General features: G+C 68.4%; 6 protein-coding genes. 1 reads left to right on the top strand and 5 read right to left on the bottom strand.

What is annotated here, in order from left to right:
- Positions 1-148 precede the first annotated feature (148 nt).
- A complete protein-coding gene (locus IT306_25085; GenBank protein MCC7371717.1) occupies positions 149-1156 on the bottom strand; it encodes an aldo/keto reductase in 1008 nt (335 codons plus the stop codon).
- Between the two features lie 65 nt (positions 1157-1221).
- Positions 1222-2595: an FAD-dependent oxidoreductase gene (locus IT306_25090; GenBank protein MCC7371718.1), complete on the bottom strand. Its 1374-nt coding sequence runs from the start codon at positions 2593-2595 to the stop codon at positions 1222-1224.
- A gap of 701 nt (positions 2596-3296) precedes the next feature.
- Between IT306_25090 and IT306_25095 the strand changes: the two genes are divergently transcribed.
- Positions 3297-3449 (top strand): hypothetical protein, encoded by a 153-nt coding sequence (locus IT306_25095; protein ID MCC7371719.1) that lies wholly within the window; start codon positions 3297-3299, stop codon positions 3447-3449.
- Positions 3450-3539: 90 nt separating this feature from the next.
- Here IT306_25095 and IT306_25100 read toward each other — a convergent pair whose 3' ends face one another.
- The 3 genes from IT306_25100 to IT306_25110 form a co-directional block, all read right to left on the bottom strand.
- Positions 3540-4097: a sigma-70 family RNA polymerase sigma factor gene (locus IT306_25100; GenBank protein MCC7371720.1), complete on the bottom strand. Its 558-nt coding sequence runs from the start codon at positions 4095-4097 to the stop codon at positions 3540-3542.
- 272 nt (positions 4098-4369) lie between these two features.
- Positions 4370-4984: a hypothetical protein gene (locus IT306_25105; protein ID MCC7371721.1), complete on the bottom strand. Its 615-nt coding sequence runs from the start codon at positions 4982-4984 to the stop codon at positions 4370-4372.
- 595 nt (positions 4985-5579) lie between these two features.
- Positions 5580-6000, bottom strand: a 421-nt coding sequence (locus IT306_25110; protein ID MCC7371722.1) for a hypothetical protein, incomplete at its 5' end; no start/stop codon positions are given.

A 6000-nucleotide genomic window follows, 5' to 3' on the forward strand; every position in this document is an offset into this window, starting at 1 on the left:
CGAGCGGCCCGGCCCAGCCGGGACACACGAACAGCGCGCCCACGGCTGCCGCGATGATGCCGCGCCGACGCCTCGCAAGGAAGCTCGCCCCGGCCGCGCTGCCGAGATGAAGACGCGGACCGCTCGTCTTCAAACGTCATGTTCTACTCTACGCTGGAACAGGGGCCTCCGGATGCAGCAGATTTGCTGATTTGAGTGCGTGCCACAACCCTGAGGGAATCGGCCGCTGCATGTTGGCCGCGTTCTCGTCAAGCTCGGCGGTGGTTTCCGCGCCGGTCAGCACGGCGGCGATGGCCGGATGCCCGAAGGGGAACTGTAAGGCCGCCGCCTGGATCGGCACGTCGAACTCGGCGCAGATCGCCCGGATGCGCCGCGCCTTCTCCAGCCAGTGCGCCTCGGCCGGCAGGTAGTTGAACGTGGCGCGGGCCGGGTTGTCGAGGTTGCCGATGATGCCCGAGTTGAACACGCCGCCCAGGATGATCCCGATGCCACGCGCCTCGCAGAGCGGCAGCAACGCGGCCAGCCCGGCCTGATCGAGCAGGGTGTACCGCCCGGCCAGCAGGAAGCAGTCGGGGTCCGTCTCCTGCGCGAATCGCACGAGCATCTCTGCCTGATTCATCCCTGCGCCCACCGCACCAATCGTGCCGTCAGAGCGGAGCCGGTTCAGCGCCTTGAACGCGCCGGCCAGGGCCGCGTCGCCGTGGGCATCCGGATCGTGGACGTGGAGGATATCCACGCGGTCCAGACCGAGCCGCCTCAGGCTCTCCTCGACGGAGCGCATGACGCCGTCGTAGGAGAAGTCGAAGACCCAGCCACGTGCGTCAAGTCCCGAATCGCGCGGGAGATCGCGGTAGTCCTGGTTTGCGCCGGGCGTCTCGTAGGGCGCGAGCAGCCGCCCGACCTTCGTCGCCAGCGTGAAGCTCTCTCGCGGGACGGTTCGGAGTACCTTGCCCGCCCGCCACTCGGCCTGCCCATGGCCGTACAGTGGCGCGGTGTCGAACAGGCCGATGCCGCGCGTATGGGCGTGTCGGAGCACCGTCTCCGCCGTCTGGGCCGGCACCGGGCGACGGGTGCCGGCCAGCGCGCCCGTCCCCAGGCCAAGCCGAGTCACCGAAACGGACGTCTGGCCGAGCGTCGTCCGCGAAAAGGGATCCATGCGTTGCCTCCCACGGCGGCCCCAGCGCTTGCCGACCCTGGGGCTGCTGCCGTGACGGCAGGATCTCACGCCTTCAGGTGGACCGGCCAGACGCCCAGGGCGATCATGCGCGGGATCAGGTCGCGCAGGATGGGCACCCGCATGACCGGCGGCGGCGACATGACGGGCGCGTCGGAGCGGAGCGCCTGGCGGACGATGCGCTCCTGCGCCAACCGCTGGAATCCCTGAATGATCCGGACGGGCAGCTCGCGCTGGCGCTGGACGGCCGCCAGGTGGCTCAGGCGCAACTGCCCCTGCTGCAGCGGCATCGTCAGCACGTTGGCCGCCACGACCGAGTCCTGGATGGCGTAGTTGATGCCGACGCCGCCGACGGGCGACATGATGTGCGCGGCGTCGCCGATCAACAGCAGGCCCGGCCGGTACCAGCGGCGCACCCGTCCGGCCTCGACCGACAGCAAGGTCACCTGCCGCCAGTCCTTGAGTGTGTCCAGGCGATCCACCAGATCGGGGGCCATCTCGGCGATGGAGGCGCGGAACTCCGGCAGCCCGGCTGCGCGCACGTCCTTGAAGCCGCCCTTCGGGATGATGAAGGCGATCTGCCACGCATCGCCCCGGTTGAGCTGCACCATCATGTGGCCGTGCCCGATCGTCCCCCGGGCCTCCTCTGGCTCGTCGGCGTCGCGCGGCAGGCGGAACCAGATCACGTCCATCGGCGGCGCGCTGCTCAGCAGCTCGAAGCCGCCCAGCCGCCGGATCCGCGAGAAGCGGCCGTCAGCGGCGATGGTCAGCGGCGCGCGGAGATCGTGCTCGCCGTCACGGGTGCGGTAGTGGACGCCGCGCACTGTGGCGTCGTCCGGCAGCGCGCCGTGGCCCTCGGCGGCAGCGGCGGCCTTCTCGGATGTCGGGGCTGCGGCCTTCTCGGATGTCGGGGCGGCGCCTGTCGCGCCGTCTGGGGCCGAGCCGTCACGGTCGGACGCAGCGCCGGCACGGTCTGGTGTGCGGTCCGCCAGCCCGCTCCGGCCCCACGGGTCATCCCAGAGCAGCCCGTGGACGCTCGCGCCCATCACCAGCCGCACTGAGGGCAGCTTTGCCAGCTCACCGGCCAGGAAGTCCAGGAAGCGAGCCTGCGGCATCATGGTGATGTATGGGAACTTTGTGGGCAGCCGGCTGAGGTCCGCCAGCTCCAGCGTGCCGTTGGGGCCGTCGAAGTTGAGGTGGCGCACCTTGGCGTGCGGCAGCTCCAGCACGCGCTCGGCCAGCCCGAGGGTGTCCATCAGCTCCATGGTCGAGGGGTGGACGGTGTCGCCGCGAAAGTCGCGCTCGAAGTCCTGGTGCTCTTCGAGGAGGGTCGTCGGGATGCCGGCCCGCCCGAGCAGCAGCGCGAGGATCATGCCGGCCGGCCCGCCGCCGACGATGCAACAGTGGGTGTCGTAGGTCATGCGCCTCCCCCAATGTCTCGGCTGTCTCGGCGCGAGCCACGAGCGCCGCTCACCAGTAGAGTGTGCGCCGTCCGGATGCCGCCGTGCAGCGTTTCGGCCAGCAGGAGCATGCCGCCAGAGAACACAACGCAGCGGGGCCGGCAAACTGAGACAACTCGGTGCGGCGGGGATCGCCCGTCACCCCCGGATGTACCCCCGACCACCGGGTGCGCCCCTCACCGCTCGCCGCCCACTCGTGTACGGGCCTGGGGGTGGACAGTTCGAACCGTGTGACTGACGGCAGATCCCCAGGGAAGCTTGCAAGTTTTGTATGAGATGACGGCCTGTCGCCGACCGGGAGTGCCCGCCGTCAACGCCAACGCCGCTTGATGTCGCGTATCCTTGTGCGCACGCTTCGTACACAGGAGTACGGCTGGTGGATGCGCTGGGCATCGGCCTGTTCGTGACCTGCGTCGGCATCCTGGCACTCCCGTACGTGTTCCTCGGGTTGGCATTCGTCACGCAGGCCGTCGTGCTCGAAGGACGCGGCCCGGTGGCAGCGCTGCGCCGCTCCTGGAGGTTGGCCGAGGGACACCGCTGGCGCATCCTGCTGTGCGAACTGATGGTGGCGCTGCCTGGGATTGCGGATTGCGCTTGCGGGAATTGCTCTGCTGACATCACTGTGGTTGATAGGCAGCTGGAGAGGCAGCGAGGTTCGGGGTTTGACGGATTGGCTCGCAGCCGAGCCAGCACATCAAGTGTCCTGGATCATCGAGATCGGACTCGCGATTGTCGAGACGGTCGTCCTCTGGCCGCTCACGCTGATCATCACGGCGCTGCTCTACCTGGATCTGCGGGCACGCGGAGGCCCGTAGCAGTCCCGATATGGCCCGATACGGCCGACGGACACGCCACGCTCTGAGGGCCGCGGCGCGCGAACGACCTCGTGCTAAAACGACCTCGTGCTAGACGGACGGGTCGCGGAAGGACGGCTGGCTGTCCAACGCCGCGCGCAGGCGACGTAGGCAGCGCGTCCGCAGCGGCCCGACCGTCTCCGGCGAGACGCCCAGCTGCTCGGCGATCTGGGCGTAGGATGGCGCGGTCGGATCGTAGAAGAACGCGTAGACGATCTTCCGATCCCGCTCGGACAGCGACGACACCGCCTCACGGATCGCCGCGCTCTGCTCGCCCTCTATGGCACGCACGTCAGGCGTCGGGTCAGGGTCGGGGGCGACCATCGCCTCGGTCTCGAAGCGCTCGCCGTCGTCCACGATGCTCTGAATGCGCTTCCGCAGCGCCCGGCGCGCCTGCCGAGCGGCGATCGTCGCCAGCCAGCCGGCCAGCACCCGCTCGTCGCGCAGGCTCGCAAGGCCGTCCCAGGCCGCGACCCAGACCTCCTGGAAGAGGTCGGTGGCCTCGTCACCCGTGATCCCGCAACGGCGGATCACCGCATACACGAGATTCGCATGGATCCGGACGAGCGCTTCCCAGGCGTCCTGGTCTCCGCGCAGGCATGCAGCCACCAGGCCGTGCCGCGCAAGCGTCTCAGCACGCCCGAGATGGCCTGGTCCCGAGCTGTTTTCGCGCCGATCCGGTGACCCGTGATCGGAAGTCGCCCCGATGATGGCGTCGCCTCCGGGCACGCACCGCGTGCATTACGTGCATGAATCAGTGGTCACGTACGCCGTGATGCGTATGCTACTCGCCGGAGGGCATGGCTGTCCATCCCCGTGCTGTAACAAGACGTGCGTACAGCCGAGGATGGACGCCTCGCTCGCTCGCCGGCAGCCTCCGGCTAGATCTGCACCGAGGGGATCTCGATCAGCTCGTAGGCCAGGCCGATCTCCATCCGGTGGATGCCCGATACCAGCCCGTCCAGCGCGAACTGCCCGAGATCGTCAACCTCGGTCTCGAGGCGGCCGGATGGGCCTTCAGCGATGACCCAGGCCCGCGTCAGGTCCGGCTCGCTGGCCGTGACCTGCCCGAGCATCCGCAGGCGGCCAGCGATGGTGCTGTGACCCACCTCAAGATCGATCTCGACACCGCCCGCCTGATACATGAGGCGCGGATGCTCGATCGCGACGGCACGAGCGCCGGCGACGCGCGGCTGCAGCCGATTGTCGTAGACCAACGCCGCGACCAGCCGCCGCCAGATTGACGGGCGCGGCGCCTCTTTTCCCACGACCTGACCGGCAATCCGGACCGCGCGGTTCACTACCCAGCTTGGCGGCTCGTCATCCGCAGACGCCATCAACCAGTCCGCGACGTCGTTCGCCTCGTCGTCGGTCAGGTTGCCGTCTGCCAGGTCGATCAGGATGCGCGGCATGCCAAGCTGATCGTCCAGACGCTCGTCTTCGAGATCGATCAACTGCTCGTTCATGTTGTTGTCGGTGCCCTTGTCGGTGCCCATGCGCGATGTCTCCTCCGCTCCGATCTCCACGTTGCCTAGCGGCCGTTGCGGGCGAGCCTTCTCAGAACAGGCTTTCGGCCATGCCCTGCGACTTTTTCATGGGGCAACTCCGCTGTCGCGACCCCCACGCGACGCCCGAACAGCCCCCGGCCTCCGGCCTCCCAACACCTTTCGGCGATGATCGCGTCCGCAGAGCGCCATCTCTGAACATCAGAACGATGGCGCGGCTGAAAACGTGCTTCGCTCGCGATCGGGCGGGATGGTTCTCCTTTGTTGAGCGTTCGGGCGCGACCCGAACGCCTGTCTGTCAGCCTTCCTCGGCCCCTGTACCTACCGATGTCAGACCTGTTCCCCGGCGATACTCTTCCGTCACAAGCACATGGGCGCCGTAACAGTATCGTCAGGCCTGGCCCATCGCAAAAACCAGCGATACGCCGAAGCGGGTTCCCCACCCTCCCCGGCATGTCGCTCCCCAGACGCTGATCCGTCCCCACATCGCGATCGACGCGCTGCACGAACTTCAGCAATGCTGGAACCATGCCTTCTCCTGCCTCAGCATCAGAGAAGACGTCAGCCATCGCCCTGGCGGTCACCGTCAGGACCAGCGCTCGTACTCACCCTGGTCGGCCGGCACGACTGGGCTGGCGTATCCGCCACCGTCGCCACGGACCGGCTCCAGAGCATCACTCGGCTGCGCGTACCCACCGCCATCGCCACGGGTCGGGATGGTGTAGCCACCACCGTCGCCACGGGTCGGGATCGTGTACCCGCCACCGTCACCACGGGTCGGGATGCTGTAACCGCCACCGTCACCACGGGTCGGGATGCTGTAACCACCGCCGTCGCCACGGGTTGGGATGGTGTAGCCACCACCGTCGCCACGGGTCGGGATGCTGTAACCGCCACCGTCACCACGGGTCGGGATGCTGTAACCGCCACCGTCACCACGGGTCGGGATGCTGTAACCACCGCCGTCGCCACGGGTTGGGATGGTGTAGCCACCACCGTCGCCACGG

Source organism: Chloroflexota bacterium (genome assembly GCA_020850535.1).
Classification (GTDB): Bacteria; Chloroflexota; UBA6077; order UBA6077; family JACCZL01; genus JADZEM01.

What these genes read in the sequence shown, in the direction of transcription:
- IT306_25090 (MCC7371718.1), bottom strand. Translation starts at nt 2,595, where the DNA reads ATGACCTACGACACCCACTGTTGCATCGTCGGCGGCGGGCCGGCCGGC.
- IT306_25085 (MCC7371717.1), bottom strand. Translation starts at nt 1,156, where the DNA reads ATGGATCCCTTTTCGCGGACGACGCTCGGCCAGACGTCCGTTTCGGTG.
- IT306_25105 (MCC7371721.1), bottom strand. Translation starts at nt 4,984, where the DNA reads ATGGGCACCGACAAGGGCACCGACAACAACATGAACGAGCAGTTGATC.